At 54.8% G+C, this 24364-nt stretch carries 22 protein-coding genes; 9 read left to right on the forward strand and 13 right to left on the reverse strand.

Features of this window, described 5'->3' with window-relative positions:
* Nucleotides 1-5: 5 nt before the first annotated feature.
* The gene (gene hisB, locus SH467x_RS17845) at nt 6-599 is read left to right on the forward strand and encodes an imidazoleglycerol-phosphate dehydratase HisB (protein WP_482368452.1); all 594 of its coding nucleotides are present in this window, start codon (nt 6-8) and stop codon (nt 597-599) included.
* 108 nt (nt 600-707) lie between these two features.
* On the opposite strand, the gene SH467x_RS17850 is transcribed toward hisB, so the two are convergent.
* The 8 genes from SH467x_RS17850 to SH467x_RS17885 all read right to left on the reverse strand — a co-directional run bounded on the left by SH467x_RS17850 (nt 708) and on the right by SH467x_RS17885 (nt 10721).
* A complete protein-coding gene (locus tag SH467x_RS17850; RefSeq protein WP_482368453.1) occupies nt 708-1208 on the reverse strand; it encodes a transthyretin-like family protein in 501 nt (166 codons plus the stop codon).
* 76 nt (nt 1209-1284) lie between these two features.
* Nucleotides 1285-2397, reverse strand: a complete 1113-nt coding sequence (locus tag SH467x_RS17855) for a DUF1559 family PulG-like putative transporter (protein WP_482368454.1) — start codon at nt 2395-2397, stop codon at nt 1285-1287.
* Between the two features lie 456 nt (nt 2398-2853).
* Nucleotides 2854-3339: a carboxypeptidase-like regulatory domain-containing protein gene (locus tag SH467x_RS17860; protein WP_482368455.1), complete on the reverse strand. Its 486-nt coding sequence runs from the start codon at nt 3337-3339 to the stop codon at nt 2854-2856.
* A 58-nt stretch (nt 3340-3397) separates the two neighbouring features.
* Entirely contained in the window at nt 3398-4501 is a 1104-nt protein-coding gene (locus SH467x_RS17865) for a DUF1559 family PulG-like putative transporter (protein ID WP_482368456.1), read from the reverse strand.
* A 220-nt stretch (nt 4502-4721) separates the two neighbouring features.
* Nucleotides 4722-5207: a macro domain-containing protein gene (locus tag SH467x_RS17870; RefSeq protein ID WP_482368457.1), complete on the reverse strand. Its 486-nt coding sequence runs from the start codon at nt 5205-5207 to the stop codon at nt 4722-4724.
* 266 nt (nt 5208-5473) lie between these two features.
* Entirely contained in the window at nt 5474-8449 is a 2976-nt protein-coding gene (gene polA, locus SH467x_RS17875) for a DNA polymerase I (protein WP_482368458.1), read from the reverse strand.
* A gap of 80 nt (nt 8450-8529) precedes the next feature.
* Complete coding sequence (locus SH467x_RS17880; RefSeq protein WP_482368459.1) at nt 8530-9528, reverse strand: TFIIB-type zinc ribbon-containing protein; 999 nt, start codon at nt 9526-9528, stop codon at nt 8530-8532.
* Nucleotides 9528-10721 carry a zinc ribbon domain-containing protein gene (locus tag SH467x_RS17885; RefSeq protein ID WP_482368460.1) on the reverse strand — a complete coding sequence of 398 codons (1194 nt, stop codon included), beginning with the start codon at nt 10719-10721 and terminating at the stop codon, nt 9528-9530. Before SH467x_RS17885 ends, SH467x_RS17880 begins: the two co-directional genes overlap by 1 nt.
* Before the next feature lie 230 nt (nt 10722-10951).
* On the opposite strand from SH467x_RS17885, the gene SH467x_RS17890 reads away from it, so the two are divergent.
* From SH467x_RS17890 to SH467x_RS17900, 3 genes are read left to right on the forward strand one after another with little or no spacing between them, the layout of a single operon-like run.
* Entirely contained in the window at nt 10952-11545 is a 594-nt protein-coding gene (locus SH467x_RS17890; protein WP_482368461.1) for a dihydrolipoamide acetyltransferase, read from the forward strand.
* Between the two features lie 59 nt (nt 11546-11604).
* The gene (fliN, locus tag SH467x_RS17895; RefSeq protein WP_146678915.1) at nt 11605-12021 is read left to right on the forward strand and encodes a flagellar motor switch protein FliN; all 417 of its coding nucleotides are present in this window, start codon (nt 11605-11607) and stop codon (nt 12019-12021) included.
* Nucleotides 12011-12892, forward strand: a complete 882-nt coding sequence (locus tag SH467x_RS17900; RefSeq protein ID WP_482368462.1) for a FliO/MopB family protein — start codon at nt 12011-12013, stop codon at nt 12890-12892. The genes fliN and SH467x_RS17900 overlap by 11 nt, the downstream gene beginning before the upstream one ends.
* Before the next feature lie 33 nt (nt 12893-12925).
* Here the strand turns inward: SH467x_RS17900 and SH467x_RS17905 are convergent, their stop codons facing one another.
* Nucleotides 12926-13543, reverse strand: a complete 618-nt coding sequence (locus SH467x_RS17905) for a 1,2-dihydroxy-3-keto-5-methylthiopentene dioxygenase (RefSeq protein WP_482368463.1) — start codon at nt 13541-13543, stop codon at nt 12926-12928.
* Nucleotides 13544-13687: 144 nt separating this feature from the next.
* On the reverse strand, nt 13688-14920 hold the full coding sequence (locus tag SH467x_RS17910) for a hypothetical protein (protein ID WP_482368464.1): 1233 nt from the start codon (nt 14918-14920) through the stop codon (nt 13688-13690).
* Nucleotides 14921-15256: 336 nt separating this feature from the next.
* Here SH467x_RS17910 and SH467x_RS17915 point away from each other — a divergent pair, with 336 nt between their 5' ends.
* The 5 genes from SH467x_RS17915 (at nt 15257) to SH467x_RS17935 (ending at nt 21277) form a co-directional block, all read left to right on the forward strand.
* Complete coding sequence (locus SH467x_RS17915; protein WP_482368465.1) at nt 15257-16258, forward strand: hypothetical protein; 1002 nt, start codon at nt 15257-15259, stop codon at nt 16256-16258.
* A gap of 93 nt (nt 16259-16351) precedes the next feature.
* Entirely contained in the window at nt 16352-18172 is a 1821-nt protein-coding gene (locus tag SH467x_RS17920) for a Gfo/Idh/MocA family protein (protein WP_482368466.1), read from the forward strand.
* A gap of 154 nt (nt 18173-18326) precedes the next feature.
* Nucleotides 18327-18848, forward strand: a complete 522-nt coding sequence (locus tag SH467x_RS17925; protein ID WP_482368467.1) for a hypothetical protein — start codon at nt 18327-18329, stop codon at nt 18846-18848.
* A gap of 32 nt (nt 18849-18880) precedes the next feature.
* Nucleotides 18881-19879: a DNA polymerase III subunit gene (locus SH467x_RS17930; protein ID WP_482368468.1), complete on the forward strand. Its 999-nt coding sequence runs from the start codon at nt 18881-18883 to the stop codon at nt 19877-19879.
* A gap of 108 nt (nt 19880-19987) precedes the next feature.
* Nucleotides 19988-21277 carry an efflux RND transporter periplasmic adaptor subunit gene (locus SH467x_RS17935; RefSeq protein WP_482368469.1) on the forward strand — a complete coding sequence of 430 codons (1290 nt, stop codon included), beginning with the start codon at nt 19988-19990 and terminating at the stop codon, nt 21275-21277.
* Here SH467x_RS17935 and SH467x_RS17940 read toward each other — a convergent pair.
* The 3 genes from SH467x_RS17940 to SH467x_RS17950 form a co-directional block, all read right to left on the reverse strand.
* On the reverse strand, nt 21239-22261 hold the full coding sequence (locus SH467x_RS17940; RefSeq protein WP_482368470.1) for a site-2 protease family protein: 1023 nt from the start codon (nt 22259-22261) through the stop codon (nt 21239-21241). The two genes, SH467x_RS17935 and SH467x_RS17940, sit on opposite strands and share 39 nt — an antisense overlap.
* Nucleotides 22262-22792 (reverse strand): adenine phosphoribosyltransferase, encoded by a 531-nt coding sequence (locus SH467x_RS17945; RefSeq protein WP_482368471.1) that lies wholly within the window; start codon nt 22790-22792, stop codon nt 22262-22264.
* A gap of 69 nt (nt 22793-22861) precedes the next feature.
* Entirely contained in the window at nt 22862-24160 is a 1299-nt protein-coding gene (locus SH467x_RS17950; RefSeq protein ID WP_482368472.1) for a GNAT family N-acetyltransferase, read from the reverse strand.
* Nucleotides 24161-24364 lie beyond the last annotated feature (204 nt).

The following is a 24364-nucleotide window of genomic DNA, read 5'->3' on the forward strand; positions in this document are numbered from 1 at the left end:
CAGATATGCCACAACGCGTAGCCACCATTGATCGCAAAACAGCTGAAACCTCGATTCAGCTCGAGGTCCACTTGGACGGTGTGGGAAAGAACTCCATCGAAACAGGGGTTGGCTTTCTGGACCATATGCTGGTCTTGTTTGCCAAGCATTCGCTGATCGATCTCAAAGTGAAAGCGGCGGGAGATTTGCACATCGACGCCCACCATACCACCGAAGATATCGGAATTTGCTTAGGCATGGCCTTTCGGCAAGCGCTCGGAGATAAGTCGGGTATCCGCCGCTATGGGCATATGACACTCCCGATGGAGGAAACGCTTGTCACCACAGCAGTCGATTTTAGCGGTAGGACTTTTGTGGTATTCCAAGCCGCCATGCCATCGCCGAAGATCGGGGACTTCGACAGCGAGTTGGTGGAAGACTTTTGGCAATCGTTTGCAGCCAACGCGGGATGCAATCTCCATGTGTTGCTTCATTATGGCCGAAACACACACCACATTGCTGAAGCGATCTTCAAGGGGACCGCACGCGCTATTCGATCTGCGATCGAATTGGATCCCCGACAAACAGGCATCCCCAGCTCGAAGGGGACTCTAGGTTAAATCCTGGGATAGCCGGGGCGAATCGGACTCCTTCGCCTCGAAAACGCGAAAACGAAAACGGCCCCGATAAAATCGGGGCCGTGTGAATTTCTGCGTTGCAGAACCGATCTACTTCAAATCGAAATCGAATCGGTTTGGACCCGCAGGGGAGATGGTTGCTCGAAGACCAGACGTTTGGTCGTTTGAATATTTATCGGGGATGGGACTCTTAGGTCCCTTGTCCCCGCCACTTGCAGCGCTGGAGGCTGGAGGGGCATAATCAGAACCAAGATCTCCGCTTGCAATCACCCCCGGCGCACCAGAAGACGTCGGGGCTGGAGGAGGGGTCGTATGCTTGGCGATCGCCACATTGTACTGACCTTCGACAGCACCATCGCCTGGCGCGAACATCGACAGGGCGAATTCGCCGTTGGCGTCGGTCGAACCGATTGCATTCTCCTTACCACCGCTCAGCTGAAAGGTGACAACAGCGCCTTCGATCGGCTTACCATTCACTTTGACAGAACCAGTCGTTTTGTACGTTTTGGGACGGCCTGAGTCGCCTCCACAACCGGAAAAGAACGCGATCGTCGTGCACAACGCAATTAAAAAACAGGGTAGTTTCATCATCAATGCTCGGGAGGTTTACGAAAAAGGCGTGAGCAGGACCCACGCCGGAAATGTTAAAACGTTGTGAGCCTAAGCACTAATCGTTGCCAGCGGTGATATCACCACCAGACTTCGATCCGAGGGCACCCCAAGCACCGTAGTTGCTGGGGCCACCTGCGGGCTGAGCAACGTTGGTGTTGCCCGTGTCGATTTGGCCACTGATGAAGCGGACCGAACCGTCAGCAAGACCTGCGTTGACTCCGCCAGTATGGCGGCTGCTCGGCGAGATGACAAGGTTGACCGAATCTGCGTTTCCGTCTGCATCGTTCGTGCAGCTGGGAGAATTCGGTGCCAAAACCGTGTTGAAGGCAACTCGCTCGGATTGACCATCCGTCCAAAGAGAGCCGAATCGGCCCTTAACTTGAACGCCTGCATTGAAGAATCGGCCCGAGCTCATCGTCAAACAGATTCGGGGAGTATTCACGACGTCCCCTGCATTGATCGCGGTACCGTGAGCATTTTCAATCTGATTTGCAACGACGGTTGTTACGCCGAAGTTGGCTTTCAGTCGCTCGCTGAATGCAATGGTGTTGCTCGTTCCATCGGAAATACCACCGATGGTGGTTCCAATGTATGCCGAGAAAATACCGCGCAAGTTGTTCGAGTCTCGCGTGCCCGCAACACTGTCACCTACCGACATCGCGTAGTTGTTAATGTTGGTCGCGGTGGGTGCATTGAAGGTCGGTCCATCCGATGGGCAAACCATGAATCCTGGTGAGCGATTCCAGGGAGCCCAACCTGTCCAAGCAGCAGGACCACCCGGTGCCACCGTAGGACCGCCCGCGCCGGTGTAGCCCAAAGCACCCGACGGATCCCCGGCTTGAATTTGATCGTACATCGCTGTCTGCTCGACATAAGGCAACAAAGCGATGAATCCAGAAAGGCGATTGCCGTTGCTGTTGTTCCGATTGGAACCGATGAACGGTGCGCTCGAACCACCCTTTCGAGGCGGAAACTTCTTAAAGGCGCTTTCGTAATTGTGCAAAGCCAGCGAAAGCTGCTTGACCGAATTGGAGCATTGCATGCGTCGGGCTGCTTCGCGAGCTGCCTGCACCGCAGGCAACAACAACCCTACCAAAATGCCGATGATGGCGATAACCACCAAGAGCTCGACCAGGGTAAAACCCTGCTTGACGTGAATCCGTTTCATATGCGTTCCCCGAAAAGAATGAAAAACTACTGACCTCGTGCGATGCCCTTACTGAAGGACCAAACCGATCCTGAGAGGATCTCACTGCTCGCGCGCACCAGTCTGAATACAGATATTAGGCGTTCTGTACCGTAGAGTCAATCTCTAGGGGAGATATTCAACCTTTAGGAGCGTCCCGTGGGGGCTGAGCAATGAAATGCACGGGATTGGGAATCGCAAAGGGGGAAAAGCCCGATAAGGGACGTCATTGCACCGATAAACGGCGATGCATATTCCTCAAGAAAGCCTTCGGGTAGGCTACATTAGGATGCTTGATGCAAAGAAGGGGCGTTTGTATCGATGGTTGAAAAAATCAACATCTTGGACTTGCCCGATGTCTCGCTCGACGGAACCCCCTGGGGAGGAAGTCAGAGGGCTTCCTCTCCGTGTGGATTCGCAACGGTTTCGAGCGAGTTGTTATTTCAAATCCATATCGAATGTCGAGGCGGCCGTCGGCACGGTATGCTTGAACCCAGAAGTCACCTCGCTGGCATATTTCTCTGGCAGCTCGTTTTTCGGGGGCGGAGGGGCCTTCTCATCCGGGTTGTAAAGCTTTTCTTCTTCCTCCGGCGTCAGGTTTCTCGTTTCGCCACTTGGAGGGGTTGCACCCTCTTCGTATTTGGAAACCTTGATCACGTAGGTACCAGGTACCGCTCCATCGTTGGGCTCGAACGTCATCAATTGGTACTTGCCGCCGCTATCCGTCGTCGCGAAAGCGCTTTGACCATTCTGCTCTACCGAAACAAACACGACTTGCGCGCCAGAAACGGGCTTCCCACCTTTGGTCACAGTACCAGTAACAGGATACGTCTTGGGGTTGGAGCTTTCCGGTGTGCAACCACTCAATAGGAGCGTTGCGAAGATAAGCGTCGCCCAATGTTGAATCCGAATTCTTTCGATCATCGCTAAACAATCCTTCCATTGATCACGGTGAAACCAGTCAGGCAGCTCAAGAACTCGGTTAGTTCTCGAGAACCGAAATATCCCCACCGGAAACCGATCCCAAAGCCCCCCAAACTCCGTAAACGGACGTTCCGCCCGAGGGCTGTGCCAACGCCAAATTGCCTGTGTCGATTGCATTGCTAAAGAATCGAACCGAACCATCGCACATGGCCGCGTTGACTCCACCGGTGTGATTGCTAGAAGCCGGCAAAACCATGACGGCTTGATCACCCCAAGTCCCTGACTGAGCGCATCCTGCAGAATTCGGTGCACCAACGGTGTTGAAGGCGCAATAGGCAGCAGGCCCATCCGTCCAATTGATGCCCCGACGTCCATAGACGATGGTTCCAGCATTGAAAAATCGGCCGTTATGAACGCTTCGGCAAAGGATGGGCGAAGCTCCGAGACCGGCAACGTTGTTCGCGTACGCCATGTTGACTCGAATGCTGTTCGCTGCCGCTGCGAAACCATTTTGCCCACCATTGCCCGTAGGACCTTGGCAAAGAAGCTCGCTGATTCCGACCGTGTTGCTGGTTCCATCCGAGATTTGCCCAATCGTTCGCCAGAACATGCGCCCGAACATTCCCCGATTGGCACCGTTGTTGTTCAATCCCGTCACTTGGTCTCCGACAGACAAGGCGTAACTCATGTGCTTGGCGGTCGGATTGATCCCTCCGTCGGAGGGGCATCGCAAACTTGGAGGAACGCGATTCCATGGGGCCCAGCTCAAATCGCCACGCGGACCGCCTGGTTGAACGCCGTTGGCCAAGTCTCCTGCATCGATTTGATTGGACATATTCCCCTGCTCGAAGAAGGGCAGGAGGGCCACAAACCCGCAAACGCGACCCGAATTGTGGAGAATGTTTCCGGTGTTGGTCGTGACGGTTGTCCCGGACGTTCCCGTTGTCCCGTACATCCGCGCAGGGAATTTTTTATACGCGGACTCGTAGTTGAACATGGACAGCCCAAGCTGCTTCATGTTGTTCGAGCACTGCATCCGCCTGGCTGCCTCCCGCGCGGCTTGAACCGCCGGCAAGAGCAGCCCAACCAAAATACCAATGATGGCGATTACCACCAAAAGCTCCACCAGCGTGAAGCCAGCCCTGGAATGAATCCGTCTCATGCATGTCTCCCTATCAATGAATGAATGACTGCCCGCTGGCCTCGGCGTGGGCGATCTCTCGCACCCCCCTACTTCAGTCAGGCTCATGCGCAGCCTCCGCGCACAATTCATCCTAGGAAACTTCTGCAACCACGTCAACGTTTATGATGCATAATGCGCCATTAAATGCATTCAGTGATTGCTATGAGTCCACTGCGACATTTTGGCGTAGCTATTCAACTCACTCCTCGTTGGCCTCCACGCCTGCGTGAAAAGTGGAATAGATGGTGATCGGGATATCGAGTTCGCCGAGGGTGTCGTAAAGAAGGGGGCGGACGTCGTTCCAGCTTAGCCCTCCAACTCCTGTTGCAATCGCAGGGAGTGCCAAGCTCTCGATCCCTTCTTTCTCCACCGCATGCTTCAGTCTCTTGAGCGCGTGATGGACGTTAGCCAACGTCGCTTTCCCGGGCCGCGAGCCGTGATTGATCTCTCCCTCTTGGGTCAGCAGATTGAAGATTCGGGCTCCCCCAACACCTCCCCACATCCAAATCTCCCCCGGCTTTGGGTGGGTTTGGTGCGCGTAGTGCCGAAAGTCCTTCGCCATCGAAGGCCATTTCTCTCGCAGCGCCAGCGCCAAGCCGGAATCGAAATGGTCATTCGGTGCAACTCCGTGCGCGATGGCTTGGGCTTTGCTCAAGAGAATATCGCCGCTTACTTCTCGTATCATGCTCTTTCTTTCATCGATGGTGTGCTGACTCTCAGTGGGAACCAGACTCGCGCGTTTGCAGCTGGTCCCCAAACTTCAATCACCATCCATAGCGAACGCCATACCAGAGCCGAAGATTTAAATCCGCACCCAGAAATGCCCCATCCATTGCGTCAAAATGGAAGCGCTTGGCGCGTCGGAATGGACCGGTTGCCCATTTCGTTGAGCTAAAGATGCACAGACTGGATTCGCGACCCTACGGGAGTTTGCCCCCGGAAAGGGGAGGATTAGACCGGTTCGCAATCCGCCCAATTGCGTCCGATTTTGACATCGACTTTGAGCGGTACCCGAAGGGGCATGACCGTGGTCATCGTCGTTTGGACCAACCGCGCTAACTCCTCTCGATAGTCATCGCGACAGTCAAAAATCAACTCGTCGTGGATCTGCAAGATCATCTTCGCAGGCCAGTCGCGATGCTGAAGTTCACGGTGGATTTCGATCATCGCCATTTTGATCATATCGGCCGCGCTCCCTTGGATAACGGTATTGATCGCCATTCGCTCGGGTTCAAGCAGTTGTTTTTTCTTCACATCGGGCAAGCTTGGAAAGTCCCGCAATCCTTTCAAGTATCGCTTGCGTCCGGACATGGTGGTGACGTAGCCATCGCGTCGGCACTGCACCAGTGTGTCGCTGATAAATCCTCGGACCGATGGGTAGCGATCAAAATATCGGTCGATGAAATCGCTGGCGTCCCCCCGTGCAATTCCCAGTGATTTCGCTAAACCAAATGCGCTCTGTCCGTAGAGGATTCCAAAATTCACGGCCTTGGCCGATCGTCGCATCTCCGAAGTGACTTGATCGATTGGGATGCCGTGCACCTCGGATGCTACGCGCGCGTGGATGTCCTCATCTTCCACGAACGCGTTGGTCATGCTCGCGTCTTGCGAGAAATGGGCGAGTACTCGCAATTCGATTTGCGAATAGTCGGCAGCGACCAACGACCAACCCTCCTCGCGCGCCAAGAACGCGGAGCGAATCGAGCGTCCCTCGGCTGTTCGCACAGGAATGTTCTGCAGATTGGGCTCGACGCTGCTTAATCGCCCCGTGGCCGCGATGTCTTGTCGAAAGGAGGTATGAAGTCGTCCGGTTCGCGCAGAAACGAGCTTGGGCAGCGCATCGACATACGTGTTCTTCAGCTTGGTGAACTGCCGATACTCGAGGATCTTCGCTGGCAGCGGATGTTCGGCCGCCAACTCTTCCAGCACTTCTGCGTCGGTGCTGGGACCTGTTTTTGTCCTCTTCACTACTCGCAACTGAAGCCTTTCGAAAAGGATGCCCGCCAGCTGTTTGGGGCTGTCCGGATTGAAAGACTCTCCCGCGATCTGCATGATCTCGTCAAAAAGTTGCAACAGCCGCACTTCAAATGTCGAGCTCAGCTCCCTCAATCGTTCTGTCGAGATTCGAATCCCCTCGTACTCCATCCCCGCGAGGACTTGAATGAGGGGGAGTTCCAACCGATCCATCACGGAGCTCAAACTCTCGTTCTTCAATCGTTCTTTCATTGGCTCGTAAAGCCGATAGGGAACATCGACATCTTCACAGGCATAGCGAGATACCTTTTCCACCGGGACTTGATCCATCGTGATCTGATTCTTGCCGGTGCCAATCAATTCGGTGATGGGGATGTTGACGTGCCCCAGCCAACGCTTGGCCAATTCGTCCAAGTCGTGGTTTCTCCCCCCCGCATCGAGCAAATAGTCTGCGACCATCGTATCGAAAACGACGTTTGCGATTGGCAGACCATGTGAACGAAGGACGACCGCATCGTATTTGATGTTTTGCCCCAGGAAGGCTCTCGACGGATCGGCGAACCATGGAGCCAATAGGGTTCGGGCATCCTCGAGGCGAATGATCGTCTCGCCGGCAGGCCCCAGGATCGGAATGTACGCAGCTTGTCCCGCTCCCCAACACAAACTAATACCCACCAATTCGGCGTCGCGAGCTCGCGTGGAGGTCGTCTCGGTATCCACGGAAACAATCGAGCTTTTCCCAATCTGCTTCAAAAGGCTTGCCAATGCCTCGACGGTGTCCACGGTGCGATACCCCTCCCAGGACAGTGAAGCCGTTGGTTCCGTGGTTGTGGGGGACTCGGTGGAATGTGCGAGATATACTTCGGCGATCCTCCTCATTCCCAAGTCTTGAAAGAGTTGCGTTGCGGTATCGCGGTCGAAGCGGCCCGGCCTCATCTGAGACCATTGGAGAGGGAGTTCGCAATCAACCTTCAGGCGGACCAGTTCGCGACTCAACAACGCTTTGTCTCGGTGAGTCCTAAGGTTCTCCTTCTTCTTCTCCCCTGCGACTTGGTCAACATTCGCGAGAATGCTGTCCAAGTCCCCGAACTGTTCCAACAATTGCTGGGCGGCTTTCGGCCCAATCATGGGAACGCCAGGTACATTGTCAACCGAATCACCGACGAGCGATTGGAAATCGACAACTTGCTCGGGACGGATTCCCCACGTCGCCATCAGCTCGGGTGCACCGAAGAGTTCGTTCTTGCGCACATTGAGCATCTGGACTCGATCGTTAAGCAGTTGCCTGCAATCTTTGTCACTCGTCACCAGGAGGACGCGAGCCCCCCGATCCGAAGCTTGCTTGGCGAGCGTCGCGAGAATGTCGTCTGCCTCGTAGCCCGGTAGGGATATCATGGGTATCGCGAGCGTTTCAAGGCATCGGTGGATCATGCCGATCTGATCGCGCAGCGCATCGGGCATCGACTCTCGGTGAGCTTTGTATTGATCATAAAGCTCATTGCGAAAGGTGATCTCCGATGCATCAAAGGCACACACGAGAAATTCAGGCTTCCACTGTTGCCGTAAATTAGCGATGTCGCGCAGGAAGCCTTGCACAGCCCCCACTTCTTGGCCGTGTGGATTGGTCATCGATGGAAGCGCATGAAAGACTTGGTAGATCAACGAGTGGGAGTCGACCAAAACCACAATGTCCCCTTCGCGGGGGAAATCGTGCGAGGATCGAGCAGGTTCGGCCGTCGATTCGTCAACCAACGATTCGGCAACGACTGATTCGGCAACTACCGGCTTGGCAACCACCTCCGAACTCGAATGCAACTGGGAACTTGGCGCAGTAGTTGGGACTGACGCATTCGATGGAAGTGGCGAATGGGGTGGAGTGGAATTCGGTGCTTGGGACTCGATCGCATCGAAGCCGAGGAGCATCGGTTGGTTTTGGGATCCTTTTTTAGCCATTCGAGACGGGTTAGCTTTGGGTTAATGAAAGGGATGATGGTCGCAGTCGCACCGAACGAAAAGAGCCAATCGTGGCGTTGTTACAAATGGTGGGACGCGATCGAACCAATGACGACGACAGCAATGAGCACAAGGATGGCGGCGAAGATCAGGACGATTACGAGGGCGAGCTTGGCATTGGAGAACGGAGCGATACCGTACACTTCCCGTGTTTGACCATTGACCAAAACGCGGTAAGGCTTTTCTTTGTACTGGTAAGCCATGATCCATACCGGCAGCAACGCCGGCAGGCTCGACATTCCCTGCACGCGATTGTTGACATGAATATTGCGTGCGGACCCTGATATTCGTACCCGGACTTCCTCGGCGACAATGCGATCGATCGCAGCTCTCGCCATGGCCCGCGCATCGCGTTTGGTCACTCGGAACTCTTCAACGATCGCGTGAACCAAATCGATTTCATCGGGCCCAACTCCAGCGGATAAATCGAACGGAGCAATTTCTTGGACTTCCTGCGGCGTGAGTATTCCGCTGGCACCCACGAGGATGGAATCATATCGACGTTGCGAAGTACCTGCGACAGGCCGCCAATTCCCCCGCGCTCCAGCGGGGACCTGCGATGTATCGGCGGTCCAAGCGGTTTCCACCTCTGCGGAGAATACCCAAAATGGCACGTAAACGGCCGTGACCTTGCTGATTACCGAAGCCTCCGCAGCATCGTTTGGACGCCAGAATCCTCTACCCAACCATTCGCGTATCATCGCTTCGACCTGCGATGCATCGACCTGGAATGGGACCACCACATGCGGCTCCAGTGTGCGTGCGCTAGGTCGCGACTGCATGGCTTCACTTCCGCAGAATGGGCATCGAAGCTGGCGAGCCGATGGATCATAACTCATCGATGCACCGCACTGGGAACACTGAAAGCGAAGGACCCCTTCTTTGGCTTGAGCCGTTTTTGGGGCAACCCCAATCCCGACTCCATCGACGCCGGAGGGATTCTCTGTGCCGCAATTGCAGCAGAACAAATCCTCTTCGTCTAAAAAACTTCGACAGACACCGCATCGCGACTCGAGCATTACGCACCTATTCTCGGATGGGTCAAAAGGACCACAACCACGATAAGGAGCACAAGCAAAATTGCGCCTGCAAGGATCGCAACGGTGATCCGTGTCTTGGACCATGGCTTTTCGCCGTAAACCTTGCCTGTTTGGCCATTGACCAAAAAGCGAAAAACTCGATCGCGATACCGATACGTCAAGATGTGAACTGGAAGAAGTACGAGATCCGTTCCTCCCACATCCAATTCGGTCGCGACCTCCAAGCTTTGGTAGGTATCTCCCGGCAGGAAACTTGCAATGCCTCGCTTCTCTCGCTCACGAAATTCTTGAGTGGTTGTCGTCAACGCTTCGTCCTTGGACACGGAATACTCCTCGACCAACCAACCCGCGAGGTAATCTGGGCGATAGCGCATCAAGTGCGTCAACTGGTAAGGCTGGATTTTAAGCGATTCCGCGTGGGGCAGTCCCTTGGACGCAGAAACCATGTATCCCGAGTAATACTTGCGATACTCTCCCGAGAGCGGCCACCATTCGGTCTCGCGAACTTGGCGAGTCCGCGTCTCCCATTGCCCTTTCGAATTCTTAACACGGTAGGTTTCGGTACGATACCAGAACTCGCCGATTTGAGCTCGCCAGCGACTTTCTGCAATCATCGAGAAATGCCAAAAGGGGAGGTAGATCCCCTGCTGCTTATCGGTGAATGAACGGGCCTTCAAATCCCCGGGCCGAAACAAACTGTTTCTCCCAAGCCATTCGAAGAAGAGCTCGAGGGCACGCTCCCTGGTGATCGCAAATCCGATGACGAACTCGGGGCGCAGCGTTCGGCGTTTTTCGACCGACAGTTCGATGACGTACGTCGAATCGCAAAACGGACAACGCAAACTGTTTCCGCCTGGAGGTACGTCAACATCCGCCCCGCAGTTGTCGCAGTGGAAACTGGTACCACTGGAATCCTCAGGATTCGCCGATTCCTCTACCGCCCGATCGAGGACGGATGATTCGAGGACAACTGGTTTGCCATCGAAGGGTTTGTCATCCTTCGTAGACGCAGCAAAAGGAACGCCACACGCCGTGCAAAAACGCGCTCCCTGTTGACGGGGAGAGCCACACGCAGGACAGGGGAGCTCGGTCTCAGGCCGCGCCCGCTCCCAGTCCGAATCCAGGTCGGGCGAGATGACGGGAGGATGAATCGGTGGTTCGTCGACTCGCACGGCGTGGTCCTAATGCTTGCGATCCGAAAAACGCCCATTTGAATGCTTGGAAGGCGTTTTCGCAACGACACTCCCCCATTCGCTGGCCGTTGCCAGCACAATCGTTCCAACCGACAAACTCGGTGTACCTCGGAAAGATCCCTCCTCAGAAAGATCTCGAAACTTCCCTTGCTCCGCGGGAACAACCTACCGTTCATTGATGCATTGTTCCCCTAGCGACAAGATCCATTATGGCAATTAAGAAAGACAAAGCGGAGAACGCAAAACAAGTTAAAGAGGCTCACGGCGAAAAAGCGAAGGATGCAGGCGCTGCCAAAGGTAGCGGCCTCGTCGGCAAGCTGCTGCTCGCAGCATTCGTCAGCGCCGTCGTCATCACCGAGACGTTCGTCTTTTTCTTCCTCGTTCCATCGGGTGAGGAGGTCGCCGCGCTGGCGGAGCATCGGCTGATCACCATCGCGCAAGAAATTGACGCGAAGGAAAAGGAGCATGAAGCCGAAGAAGACCACATCATCGAATTCGACCTCGGGACCTTCAGCATCTCCTTCATTCCTCCCGGCGCGGATATGAACTATCGTGTGGAGTTTCGGCTTTACGGGGAGCTTCACGCCAAAGATGTAGAGCATTTGCAAGCAATCTTCGACGAACGGCAAGGCCGATTCCGCAATCGAATGCTCCTCGAAATCCGCAATGCTTCCCTTCAAGAACTAGAAGAAAACCAATTGGGGTTGATTCGACGTCGGCTATTAGCGACAAGTACAGAGTTATTCGGAGAAGCGATCTTGCTCAGCGTCGGTTTTCATGACTACCAAGTCATCGAGGATTAACCGCGAGCGGTCGTAGCAAACCTCCCTTGGATGGCATTCCGCGAATCAAGGATGATTCCATGTCCGATACAACTGCCTCATCGACCAACGCCGATCGCTCCACAACCCAGGCGGAAAATATTCTGGAACGAGCGGAGGCTGCCCTGCGCGATGTCGAAGAATCGCTCCGAGCTCCCAATGTCAAACGATACGACTTGGAAGAACTTGTCGGATCGGACGGCCCGCCTGAAAAGGTCTCGATCGACCTTCTTCGCGATGTTCAGCTCGAACTAAAAATCGAACTTGGACGGACTCGAATGAGTCTCGATGAGATTCTGCGGCTAAGAAAGGGATCGGTCATCACCCTCGATAAACTGGCAGGGGATCCCGTCGATATCTTTGTGAACGGCAGATTGGTCGCTCGTGGCGAAGTTCTGGTTCTCAACGATAACTTTTGCGTTCGGGTGGCGGAATTGGTGGGTAGCGATGCCATTTAGCCCGCTGTTGTCCCCATCCCGATTCGTTGCGCGCTCCCAGTCGAGCCCCTCGCTCGGCATTTTTTCTCGAACGTGGTTCGCATCCTCCATCTTGATCTGCGCGTGCTTCGCAGAGAGCGTTCAAGGCCAATCGGCCCCCCGATCGTATGGCGATCCTGCGATTGTCCAACCGCGCGGAATGAGCATCCAGCCCTCGCGATCGGAATCCGAACAAGAGGCTGCACCTTACAGTGCCAGTGGTTTGCCACCCGCGAGCCCAGCTTGGCAGTCGACTCCACAGCCTGCAACCCAGCCTGCAACCCAGTTTACGAAACAGCAGTCCACACAGCAGTCCATACAACCGACCTCCTTGCCCCAGCCCGATCCAAACGTTCAAGCGGCTTCGTACACCACACCCGCTTCACTCCCTTCCCTTTCGCAAACTTCGTCAACGACTGCAAGCGTCAAGTCCAATGGTATCGCTCTGAGGGCTCCCAAGTCGCCGAAAGATGGGGAAGTGGAACGTCCATCCAGTTCGCTTGGCACCTTTTTCTCGGTCCTGTTTTCCCTTGGAATTGTTTTGAGCATGTTCCTTGGACTCGCGTGGCTCTATCGCAAATCGCAGCCGCGGGGGACTGCAAAACTCCCGTTGGAGCTCGTTCAAGTTCTAGGGCGGACGAATATCGCACCGAGGCAGTCGATGATGGTTGTTCGGTTCGGAAGCAAACTTCTGCTGGTGAGCCAGCAGCCAGGCCAAACAGAGACCTTGGCTGAAATCTCGGATCCGGAAGAAGTCGATCGGCTCGCGGGAATCTGCGAGTCCAAAACCGCGCGTTCTGCGTCGCAGAGCTTTTCAAACGTACTTCTGCAAGTGGCTGGGGCTAACAAGTAGCAGTGAGCCGGCTGGTTACGACGAGAACCAGACCTAGCTGTTCGAGGCAGTTCCCATTTCGAACTTGGCAGGAATCCCATTTTCTGACGCACCGGAGTTCTCTGCACGAAGATAGCTGCCGCCAAAACACATCGGGCTAAATTGCTCGTGGATCGGATTGTCGACGTAGTGCGGGGCCCATCCGGTCACATCTTCAAAGAATCGGATGCAACGGATCTGGCGATCGTCGCACAAATTGAACCAGTGCTTCATGCCTCGCGGAACATTGATCATGTCACCGCTTTCGACGGTTACTCCGAAGACCGGCCCACCCTCAGGATGAAGGTGAAAGATTCCCTTGCCTGCAACGGTGAAACGGACTTCATCTTCGCTATGCGTGTGCTCTTTGTTGAACTTCTGAAGCATTGCATCCAAGTTGGGGGTCTGCGGATGGACGTTGATGACATCCGCGGTCACGTACCCACCGTTCGCTTTGACCGCATCGATTTCGGGCTGATACTCCGCCAGAATTTCCGCGTCGCTCGCGTCGGCTTTGAGCCGACCCGCGACCTGCCAATGCTCATACCAAATCCCGAATGGCTTTAAAAATGCCGAGATTTCGGCCGGATCGCTGATGGTTCGATTTTGCTCTTCGATAAATACGCTTGCCATGGTGAACCGTGCTCGTTGGGAGGAGAATGGATTCGAAACTCAAATGCGAGACGCGCCGCTCGGGAAGTATATCGACTTTGGTTCATCCCAACTACTACGAGGCGCAGACTACTACTTGGTGTAAGACTACTACTTGGTGTAAGACTACCTCGAGGCGTAGACCGTTTCTATCCAAGGTGTTTCGGTCCCCGTTTTTCGCCAAACACCGATAATGAGCATTTGCTCAGCCTCTCGCGACGACCCCGTCTCTCGCGACGACCCCGTCTCACGCGAAAATTGTGCAAGAAACCGCCGATGGACTTCTTCGGGTACAACGACCACCACGTTGTCGTCATTTACCGTCAAATGCGTCGTCAGTTTCCACTCTCCCTCGGCATTCTCGGGAGCGGAAATCGAATCGACTAGCACGACGGCACTTCCGCTTTGGTGGGGAGGAATGCCTTCAATCTTTCCCTCCAAACAAAGGGTCAGAAGTCGCGGATAGGCCGGCTCTGCGAGGAACCCTCGACTCCAGATGTCCAAATCTCGCTTCCAGGCTTGCAGAGAGACACTTTTTTGAGACACAACTCCCTTTGCTAAGTCTAGGCACGAGCTGTAAAAATCTCTTGCCATCGCTTGCCGCTGCTTGTTGTCTGCGTTGGGCCAATTCTCTTTTAACTCGAGCTGCAACGTCTCGCACTTCGCGATGGTTTCCCGCAAACTCTCGGGCGAAGAAGATGGTGTATCCTCGACCTCCCTATTGATGCTACTTGGCTCTACCGATGGGATTGTTCGATCGGAGCGTGCATTCCCTGACAAGGACTCTATGGGGGCAGCGGATTGTTCGGAGATGTCGAGTGGTTGCGCAAAGGTGTCGTCGCCCGAATCCTGGGGCGAGGAGCCATCCAGTGTTGGCAATTGGCTCGCTGGGCCCATTGCAACGGACGAGCTTGGCCAAGCTTGATCGCCGGCTCTCTCTGCATTGCGGGTCGCTTGATCGTCCCCTCCGCCAAACGTCCCATCCTCGCGAAAGGAGTTGCCTCGTAAGTGCTTCGGAACAATTGCTGGGATGTACCGTGCGACTGTCGGTCCTGCATTCCCCAAATCCCGTCCAAATCCGTACCACAGAATCGCGACGGCGATCGGGATTGCCGCCAATCCTCCCAATACGGGCGGAACTATTTTTCCTAGGAGCGAGGTCTCCGCACGTTTGGGACGCAGAGCAACAGCAGGGGTGACGACCCACGCAGGAGCCGGTTCCACCGAGAGAATCTCGGTCGGTACTGCGTCCTCCGGTCTGGTTTCTCCTGACACTTGTTGGTCCAAAGCTTCTCCCTGCGGATAGTGGGCATCCAAAGAGCCCGCGCGATCGTCCGGGTTCGAAGAAGTCTGACTCATTTAGAAATCACCAAAGGTGGAGAAACAGGCATACCGTCGACAATCAGAGGCAAGAAAACCGAATGGTACCGTTCAAGATACCTTCAGGAGGGGGCGTTCCGCAGATTTCGGCTCCAAAGAATCGTTGAAATCGGGGGTTCCGGTGGGAGGATTCTTCCCGTTCTCCTGGGCATATCTTCCCGAACTCCCCGGCATAGAGGTGACTTCAGGGCCTTGTGGCTTGGCTTGCGGGGCAGTTTAGACCATACTTTGTTTAGTTCTGATCAGTTATTGCGGTATTCTCCCGGGGTACCGACCTAACCCGCCAAAAATCCCCCACACAGCTAGACCCTTTCCATGCTTCTCCGAAAAGCACGCTTAAGCCTTGTTGCGATCCTCTTCCTGGTAGCCCTGCGATTCGTGGTTGGATTCCACTTTTACATGGAGGGTACGGCCAAGGTCAAAGAGGGTAACTTCTCGTCAACCGGATTTCTTGCCGCAGCAAAGGGACCGCTGGCGGACAAGTTTCATGAGCTGATCCCCGACTACGACGGCCGTTTCCGATTGCCAGAACTCCGCGAACTGATGCCGGAAGCGGATCAGAAACCGACCAAGGAGGACTCGAATAAACTGCTTTCTTATAAGCGACTCTTCAAGTACCTGGATTCGTACGCTGCAAACGCCAAAGAGCTCTACGGGTTTACCGAGGAGCAGAGCGCGGAAGTGGACGAATTGGTCAACGGAGCGAAGGAGGTAACCGGAGCAAAAGAAAAACTGATCGCCGTCGCCGATGAATGGGGGCCTCAGATTAGCGAGTACCTCGTAGGATTCGAGCGAGTCGCCATAAACGAACGCGACGAAATGCGAAACAACGTTGCAGGGATGCGAAAACAAAAAGAAGAAATCGAGAGCAAGTGGCGCGCCTTGGTGAAAGCCCCGCTCGCGGACGTGGACTCGATCTTGGCGGACCTGGAAACCAAAGTCAACGCGATCGCCAAGGATGAACAAAAGGGAGAAAAGAACCAGCAACGCTACGCGGAATTACGCCTGCCCGATGCTGGGCCGATCGATGTCAAATTGGTGGACCGGATCATCCCGATTTTCGACATGACAGTCGGTATCCTGCTAATGATCGGTCTACTTACTCCACTGGCGGCCTTGGCGGCAGGCTTGTTCCTTGCTTCAGTGGTCCTCACTCAGTTCCCAGGTTACCCCGGCTCACAACCAACTTATTATCAGGCGATCGAGATGTTGGCTTGCTTTCTTCTCGCGTTCACCGACGCGGGGCGGTATGCAGGGCTCGATTTCATTCCTTGGAGCTTCTGGAATCGCGGCACCAAAAAGGCCGACGCGGAATAGTCCCATCCGGCTCCTACGTGCGTAGAATTACCTAAGACAAAACCAACCCAACCCACACCACCCATCAACCCTTGCTATACGGGGATCCCTTCCATGAATCAGTTGACTCCAGACGAAAAGAATATCGGACAGAACAATTTCCACGAAGCCGTTGGCTTCACTCGACGAGAGTTCATGCAAGGTGTCGTTGCAGCAGGTGCCGTTTCGGGCGCTGGCTTGGGCGCGATGTACTTTGGATACAACAAGGTGAACGATCCCGTTCGCGTCGGCGTGATCGGTGTGGGAGATGAAGGAAACGTGTTGATCGGGGGCTGCAATCCCGACTACGTCACGGTGAAGGCGATTGCCGATATTCGTCCCTTTAGCATCCATCGAGCATTCCATGGAGACTGGTCTTCCCCCGCAGCCAATTCCGCTCGACCTGGGTTGATCAAACAGTACAAGTACTCCAGCGAAGACGAAGCACGCAAAAACGTAAAGGTTTATCACGCGAGCAATGGCGGGATCGATGCGTTGTTGCAAGACAAGGACATCGAAGCGGTCATCATTGCACTCCCACTTCACTTGCACGCTCCCATTGCCGTCAAGGCCATGCAGGCCAACAAGCACGTGTTGACCGAGAAACTGATGGCGCACAATGTCGCCCAGTGCAAGGTGATGGCTCGGATTTCCGAAGAAAGCACCGATCAAAACGGTCACCCCATCCATTTGGCAACGGGGCACCAGAGGCACTACAGTGTTCTCTATGACAATGCGGTGCACCTTCTCAAGTGGGGAATGATCGGTCAACTCCACCATATCCGAGCCCAATGGCATCGCGGGAACTTGCCTGGCAAAGACTCCTGGCAGCCTTGGTTGCCCGGTGGTGAAATCGGCCAAGACCCCAAGCAAAGCCGCGTTCTCGCAGAACTCACCAAATTCAATAACGAGCTGAATAAAGCGAAAACCCCTGCTGAAATCGATTTGCTCACCAAGAAAGTCGCCCAATGGGAAGCTTGGATGAAGGACATCGATGTCGATGCCGAAAAGTTTGGTTACATCACCAAGAAAATGGGCGATCGAGATCGACCCGCCATCGAAGAACTCGTCCGATGGCGGATCTTCGAACGAACCGGTGGTGGATTGATGGCGGAGCTAGGTAGCCACCAATTGGACGCGGCTACCATCTTCTGTAGCGCCCTCCGTTCGGACGGCAAGAAAGCGCATCCGCTGACGGTCCACGCTTTGGGTGGTCGGCACATTTTCCCATACGATCGCGAATGCGACGACCACGTGTACTGCTCGTTTGAATTCCCTGGACCGGAGTACAGCGAGAAGTTTGACGTGGGCTACACCATTCCAAACGTCAAGGGCATCCCTGGCTACGATACCGATCCCAATAAGAAGATCGTCGTTACCTACTCGTCGATCAATGGAAACGGATATGGCGGGTACGGTGAAGTCGTCATGGGTACCAAGGGAACCATGATCATCGACAAAGAGCAAGAAGTCATGCTATACGCAGGCTCCGATACCGGCGCTGCCGTGGGAGTTAAAGCGGCCAAGGGTGGGTACGCATTGGATACACAGGCCAGCGGTGGATCGTCTGCTCCCATTGCGAAAGCAGCCTCCAACGCAGGGCCTGTCAGCCGCGGATACACCGAGGAAATCGAACATTGGGCTTATTGCATTCGCAACCCAGACCCAGCAAATCGTCCTAAGTGCTACCCCGAAGTCGCTATGGCCGATGCCGTTATTGCACTCACCACCAACGTGGCGATGCGCAAAGGCGCGCGTGGCGAAGCCGGCTTCGTCAAATTCGAAGAGTCTTGGTTCGATGTCAAGTCGGACGATACTCCAGACGGAAGCAGCGTCTCGCAGGAAATGGAAGCGATGAGAAACTACAAGATCGACGGCGGGACACAATCCGCTTAATGACTTGGTAGCGTTCCTCTCATGACTGCTCGACGGGCTCTCCATGTTTGGCCTGTCGAGCTTGCTCGGCAACGCACGGTTTCTGCTCGATTTCCGCACCCCTCACCCTTAGAGCATCCGCTCGTTGATTTCGAAAGTCGCCAGCCCAAAGACCATGAGCGAAGCAGCCACTACTCGCCCGCCGAGAACCATTCCGGGCAAGCTCTTCGCGGTCCCTTTCGCGGTCGTGGTTCTATTTCTGCTGTGGCTCGTTTTTTCGATGGCCGTCCGGTTCCAGACGATCATGAAGCAGCTCGAGCGAACCAGAGGTGCTTGGCCTGCTGCGAGTGTCTCGTTATTCGATCGATACGAGTCGTTCCTGGAATCCAACACGGATTGGTCGGAACCCCAACGCGAAGCATTGCGTCGTGGAATCGAAGACGCAAAGAAGGTTACCCAGTTCGACCAGCAAAGCCCCAAGTTCCGCCTCTTGGAGCAGCTCGTTCGCGAGAGCAACCTTCCTAAAGACAGCGTCGCGAGCCGCGATTTCACAGACTCCGTGCTGGATGTCATGCAACTCGATCGAGAACGTGAACTCCTGCAAAGCGACTTCGTTGGACGTGCAACGGTCTACGGTCTGCGCCTCAAGCTACCTCCCATTTTCGATCTTCAGACACCGACGCGTCCGAAGCAGTAGTTCATTTCGCGAATCGGAGCGGTGGAGCGATTATGGATTGGAATTCATTTCTTGGACATCACCGACAACGCGGATGGTTCGCCAATGCCATCCGATCCAATAGGCTCGCCAGTACCTTTTTGCTCGTCGGGCAAGATGCGATCGGCAAGCGAACGTTCGCGAGGTTGATTGCGAAAACCCTGCTTTGCTTAAGAAAGGATCCGACCGAATTCTCCCCATGCGGCTTCTGCGAAGCGTGCGTGCAGGTGGAAGCGGGAACCCATCCAGATTGGCTGCAGATCGAACGGGAAAAAGGGAAAACAGCCCTCTCTATTGATCAGTTCATCGGCCCCGAAGAGAATCGAATGCGAGCCGGGCTTTGCTACGAGATTCGGATGAAACCCTATTCGAACCGGAGAAAGATCGCCGTCATTGACGATGCGGATACGATCGGCGTGGAAGGAGCGAACAGCCTTCTCAAGACGCTCGAAGAACCACCTCCCGGTTCTGTGATTTTTCTCATCAGCACCAGCTTGCAGCGGCAGTTGCCAACAATCCGTTCGCGCTGCCAAGTCGTCCGATTTCAAGGCCTTTCGGAAGAGGACCTGGCCCAGCTCGCCATCCGACAGGGAATTGCTAACGGCCCGGAGGAGGCCAAACGGATCGCCGCCGACGCTCAGGGATCGTTGGCTTCGTTTCCTATCCTCATGGATGAAGAACTCCGGGAGTTCAAATCGCAGCTGTTGCAGCAGCTGGAAGCCCGTCCTTTTGATTTCCCCAAGTTTACAAAGGCCTTGTTGACCAACATGGATAGTGTCGGAACCGACACCCAATCGAAACGAGATCGATTGAAGCTGTTGATCGACTTTGTCCAACAGAACTTCCAAACGAAACTGTTCGATGCGGTTCGCGAGGGAAGTGCCACGGGTGTCGAGACCGGCGTCGCCTTGATCCGGCGGTGTATGGACGCGAAAGAACACGTGGATAGGATCGTTGCCCCTGCAGCACTTGTGGAGGCATGGTCAGCAGATCTGGCTAGCCTCCAAGGCTGAACCCCTAGCTGGTAACCCCCATTTCCCTCTTTATCGATTGCCTCGAGCATTCTTTCGATCAAAATGGAAGCTTGATCGATCCCCTCCCCCAACCCCACCTCCGATCGAATGAAAAGCACGCACCCCAGCCAACGTTTCTCCCCAGTCCGCAACGCCGTCCTTTGCGCCACGGTCTTGGTCCCCCTGAGCGGTTGCAACGAAACGCAGGAGGAAAAGAAGAAAGCTCCCGTTGTCGAACAAATCGTCGAAGCAGACGTGATGGTTGTCGAACCGGTCAACTGGCCGACCACCGTGCGGTGTCAGGGAAGCTTGATGGCCGATGAAACGACGACCGTCAGCGCGAAGGTGGCAGGCCGCGTCTCCGCCGTTCTCTTTGAAATCGGAGATCTCGCTTCCGCCGGACAAATCCTGGTTGAAATCGACTCCGAAGAATACCAACTTCAAGCCGAACAAGCCGATGCACAGCTTTCTCAAGCCCGAGCCGCCGTCGGTTTGAAACCTGATGATCCCCTCGATGGCTTGAACCCCGACAATGCACCACCTGTCCGCGAAGCCAAGGCGGTGTTGGACGAGGCGACCAAGGCTTTGGCTCGCATCAATTCTCTCGCAGGAAGCGATGTGGTTACAGAGACTGATCTCGAGCTTGCCATCGCCGCAGAACGTGTCGCTGCCGCTCGACTCGCGTCGGCACAAAATGCGGTTCGAGAGAAACTCGCCTTGATACGAGTCCAAATGGCACAACGAGGATTGGCCCATCAGCGACTCAACGATACACGCGTTCCTTCCCCATTCGAAGGCTCAATTCAGTCGAAAAACGTTGCCGTCGGAACCTTCGTTCAAGCAGGACAACCTCTCCTTACCTTGGTGCGAAACCAGAAACTCCGATTCCGCGCGAGCGTTCCCGAACGATACGCTCATCAGCTGAAAGTAGCCCAACGCGTCGATGTTCGATTCGATCTTAGCAATCAAGTTCGACAAGGGACCGTCTCGCGCATCAGCCCCAACCTGGATCCAATGAATCGATCTCTCGGTTTTGAAGTCGATCTCGACAATGCGGACCAATCTCTGCGCAGTGGCCTCTTCGGGGAAGCGACCATCGAAATCGCTCCTGAAGCGAAAAGCCTAGCCATTCCTGCGAACACCCTGCAGCGTTTCGCAGGTGTGGACAAGGTTTGGAAAGTCGTGGACGGACAAGTAAAGGAGCAGGTCGTCTTGGTCGGCGCAGCCCGCGATGGATGGATTGAAATCCAAAAGGGAATACAGTCCGGGGACATCCTAGTTCAAGACAGCGAGAAAGGAAAACCTGGCAAATGGCTGCCCGTTGCGGAGAAAAAATCATCCCCTCCCCCAACCAGCACACTACCCGAGCAACATGATGGGACGAAGGGGGATACATAAAAAAGGAATGCTGAGAGATGCCCATCCTAAGAGCGAACGTCCCAATCCTAACGAGATGTTATCGTTCTTACTCGGTGGGTGACCGATCCCCATAAGGGGTATGAGCAAGAGCATGATGACGAAGTCTGGTTGCCCGTACCGATATCCGGAATAAATAACGAAGCCCGCTGCTCCAGCGTACGCTAGCCATGCGACCAAGAGGGAACGTTTGCCGAGCAAACCAAAAATCACGTGCCCCCCGTCCAGTTGGCTCACCGGGACCATGTTCAACCCGGTCACCAAGAATCCCACCCAAGCCGCCATCAGCATGGGGTTCATCGCGGAATTCGCAATCCAATCGAATCGAACACTCCCCTCTCCATGGACAGCCGCGTTCAGGACTTGCACGATCAACGGCTGCCCGAACTGAATTGAATTGCTGGTTGTTGTTGGCGGTGTACCGGTCAGCAATCCCGCAATGGCGATCGGAATCGCAAAAACGAGCCCCGCTAAAGGGCCCGCGATCCCGATGTCAAAGATCTGCTTTCGATCCGCTTGCCCGCCGTCCATCATGATCACCGCGCCACATGTGCCGGTGGGACTGACTGGAAAGGGAATAAAGAGCGGAAGTGTCGATGGGATCTTGTACCACCGCGTCGCGAAATAATGACCCAACTCGTGTGCACCGAGGATTGCAGTCAGCGACAGTGCGAAGACTAAACCACCGTACCAGTTGGACAAGAAGTGCTGCCGAACCACAAACAGCGAACCCTCTTCCGATGCTTGGAGCAGGATCGATGTCGGCGACCAAGCGACGATGCCAGCCCATGTCATCGACAATAGTGTCGTGACAAGTAGAAACGTTGGAACAACCCAAGCCGGCCGTCTTCGACGAACTTCGCTCGACGGAAGAGCGTCGGGGCGAAGCTCCCCTTTCGAAGAATCGTCCCGAAATATGTCGAGTGTCTTTTCGAACTCTTTCGTGGAAAGGCTTGGAGTATTCACCTAGTAACTCAACAGGCTAATGACTTGGTAGGGCCGCAATTTCTCTCGGCCTCCCAATGCACTCAGTTCGATGCAAAAAAGGCATCCTGCAATCTCGACATCGTTGTGAGCCAACAGCTTGCAGCACGCTCCCACAGTTCCACCCGTCGCGAGGAGGTCATCGACAACCAAAACACGCTGGCCCGCCGTTACGGCATCTTTGTGCATCTCCAAGGTGTCGCTTCCATATTCCAGTTCGTAACTGAACGTGTGTTTGTCATACGGGAGCTTTCCAGGCTTCCTCACCGGAACAAACGCAGCCCCCAACTCCAACGCCAGCGGTGCCGCAAAAATGAATCCTCGAGCTTCTGCTGCGACGAGCGTGTCGATGCGTTCCCCCCGAAAAGGATCTGCCATTCTGGCGATCGTTTCGCGAAAGGCCTCTGGGTTGGCCAAGAGGGGCGTGATATCTCGAAATAGGATTCCTGGTTTCGGGAAATCGGGGATGTCGCGGATAAAGCTCTTTAGGTCTAGGTCTGGTCGTCGACTCATGTTTTCCATCGATACGGTGGGGTTCAATCCTTACGGGCGAGCAGATTGTAACCCAATCGCATCGATGGATCACTCCCCATCCGCCGCATTCGCTTTGGGAGTCGGAGCCGCATTCGCTTTCGATCGCTTGGATCGGTAATCGCGAATGCGATTCCGTACCCCTATCGCTTGATAATATCCCCAATTTCGAAGCTGCGATGTCCATCGCGGTCCGCCGATAATCCATCTTTCTTGGACATTCGGCAATCCCCCCAACCGCGGTTTGTAATCCTCATCCCCTCGCATGAAATCGACGCTGTGACACCCATAAGTGGCTGCTTCTCGAATGGAGCAGAAACTGGTCTGCCAGCCTGGCCGATATTCGAGAAATTTCGTGTTCATGCCTGTGAGGTAGACATAGAGAATTCCGGCATAACGAAATCCAATCATGCCGCCGGCCGGTTCGCCGTGCACTGTCACCAAGCTTACCAATGGACGATTGGTTGCATCCTCTTCATTCCAAAGCGACTCCATCGCCTTGAGTAGAAACGATTCAAAACTCGTCGTTCCGAAGCATCCGTTGATTCCTCTCTCTGCCCATCGGCCTTGATGGAGGTCTGCAATAACCTGCGCCAACTCCTTGGCCTCTGCCAAAGATTCGGCGACGCGAAAGGTACTCACGGACTCCTGCCAACCCTGCGTTTGCTCGAGCATTTTTCGAACGCGGCGCGATAGCGACTTGATATAGGGTTCCCAACCGTGCTCGATCGATGCTTGCCAGCAACTCAAACCTGCCCGTCGCTCGATCGCTTTCGAATTGCTCGCTCGCATTCGATCATAGAAGGCCTCCATCGCAGGATCCCCTTTTCGAATCCCGTCAAAGTCCAAATGATCCCACTTGTAACTCGATGATTTGTTCTCCAGCAGGTGGTCCGCGAAGGCGTGTGCCGCAGGTAGTGCATGCTCAGGTCGTACCAAAATCCCCAAGTCATCGGAACAGGCTTTGCCATTTCCTAAAAAACAAAGAGTTTCACCGAGAAGCCACCGCTTCGATCTAGCGAGAGGCATGATGGCAATGGTCTCGCCATGAAAACTCGCGCGGAGAATATGGAGTTTGTACTCGTCTTGATAGGCATCCCACCAAGATCGCAACCACGGATAACTTCGGTTCAAACGATTGCCATGAAGTCGCTCCCAACTGGATTGAATCCCTTCCCACTCGACTGTCGTGCTCACAACGTCGATCTTCAGTTGCCCCAACAAATCGCTTCGCTTGTTCGACGGCTCGTCGGCGGAATGCTCGATGCAATGTGGTAATGCGGAGGGAATTGGGACGGCGATCACATGGGGGGCCGAAGCGGTAAAGCTAGCGGGGCTGATCACGGTCATGGCGAGCGATCCTATTCGCGAAGTAAGTGGCCGGGGGCTTGGAACTTATAGAGTCGTTTTCCAAAAGTAGGTTGCTCGCAAGGCCACGGGTGAAAATTGCAAATCTTTTTGAGACCGCAACGCGAATCGACTCGCCAATCTCTTTGATCCGTTAGGATAACCCCTACATCCCGCAGAATTGAATCGGTAGGGGATCTGCCCCGG

The organism is Brakhagea slesvicensis (genome assembly GCF_052161625.1).
Classification (GTDB): domain Bacteria; phylum Planctomycetota; class Planctomycetia; order Pirellulales; family Pirellulaceae; genus JBKCUI01.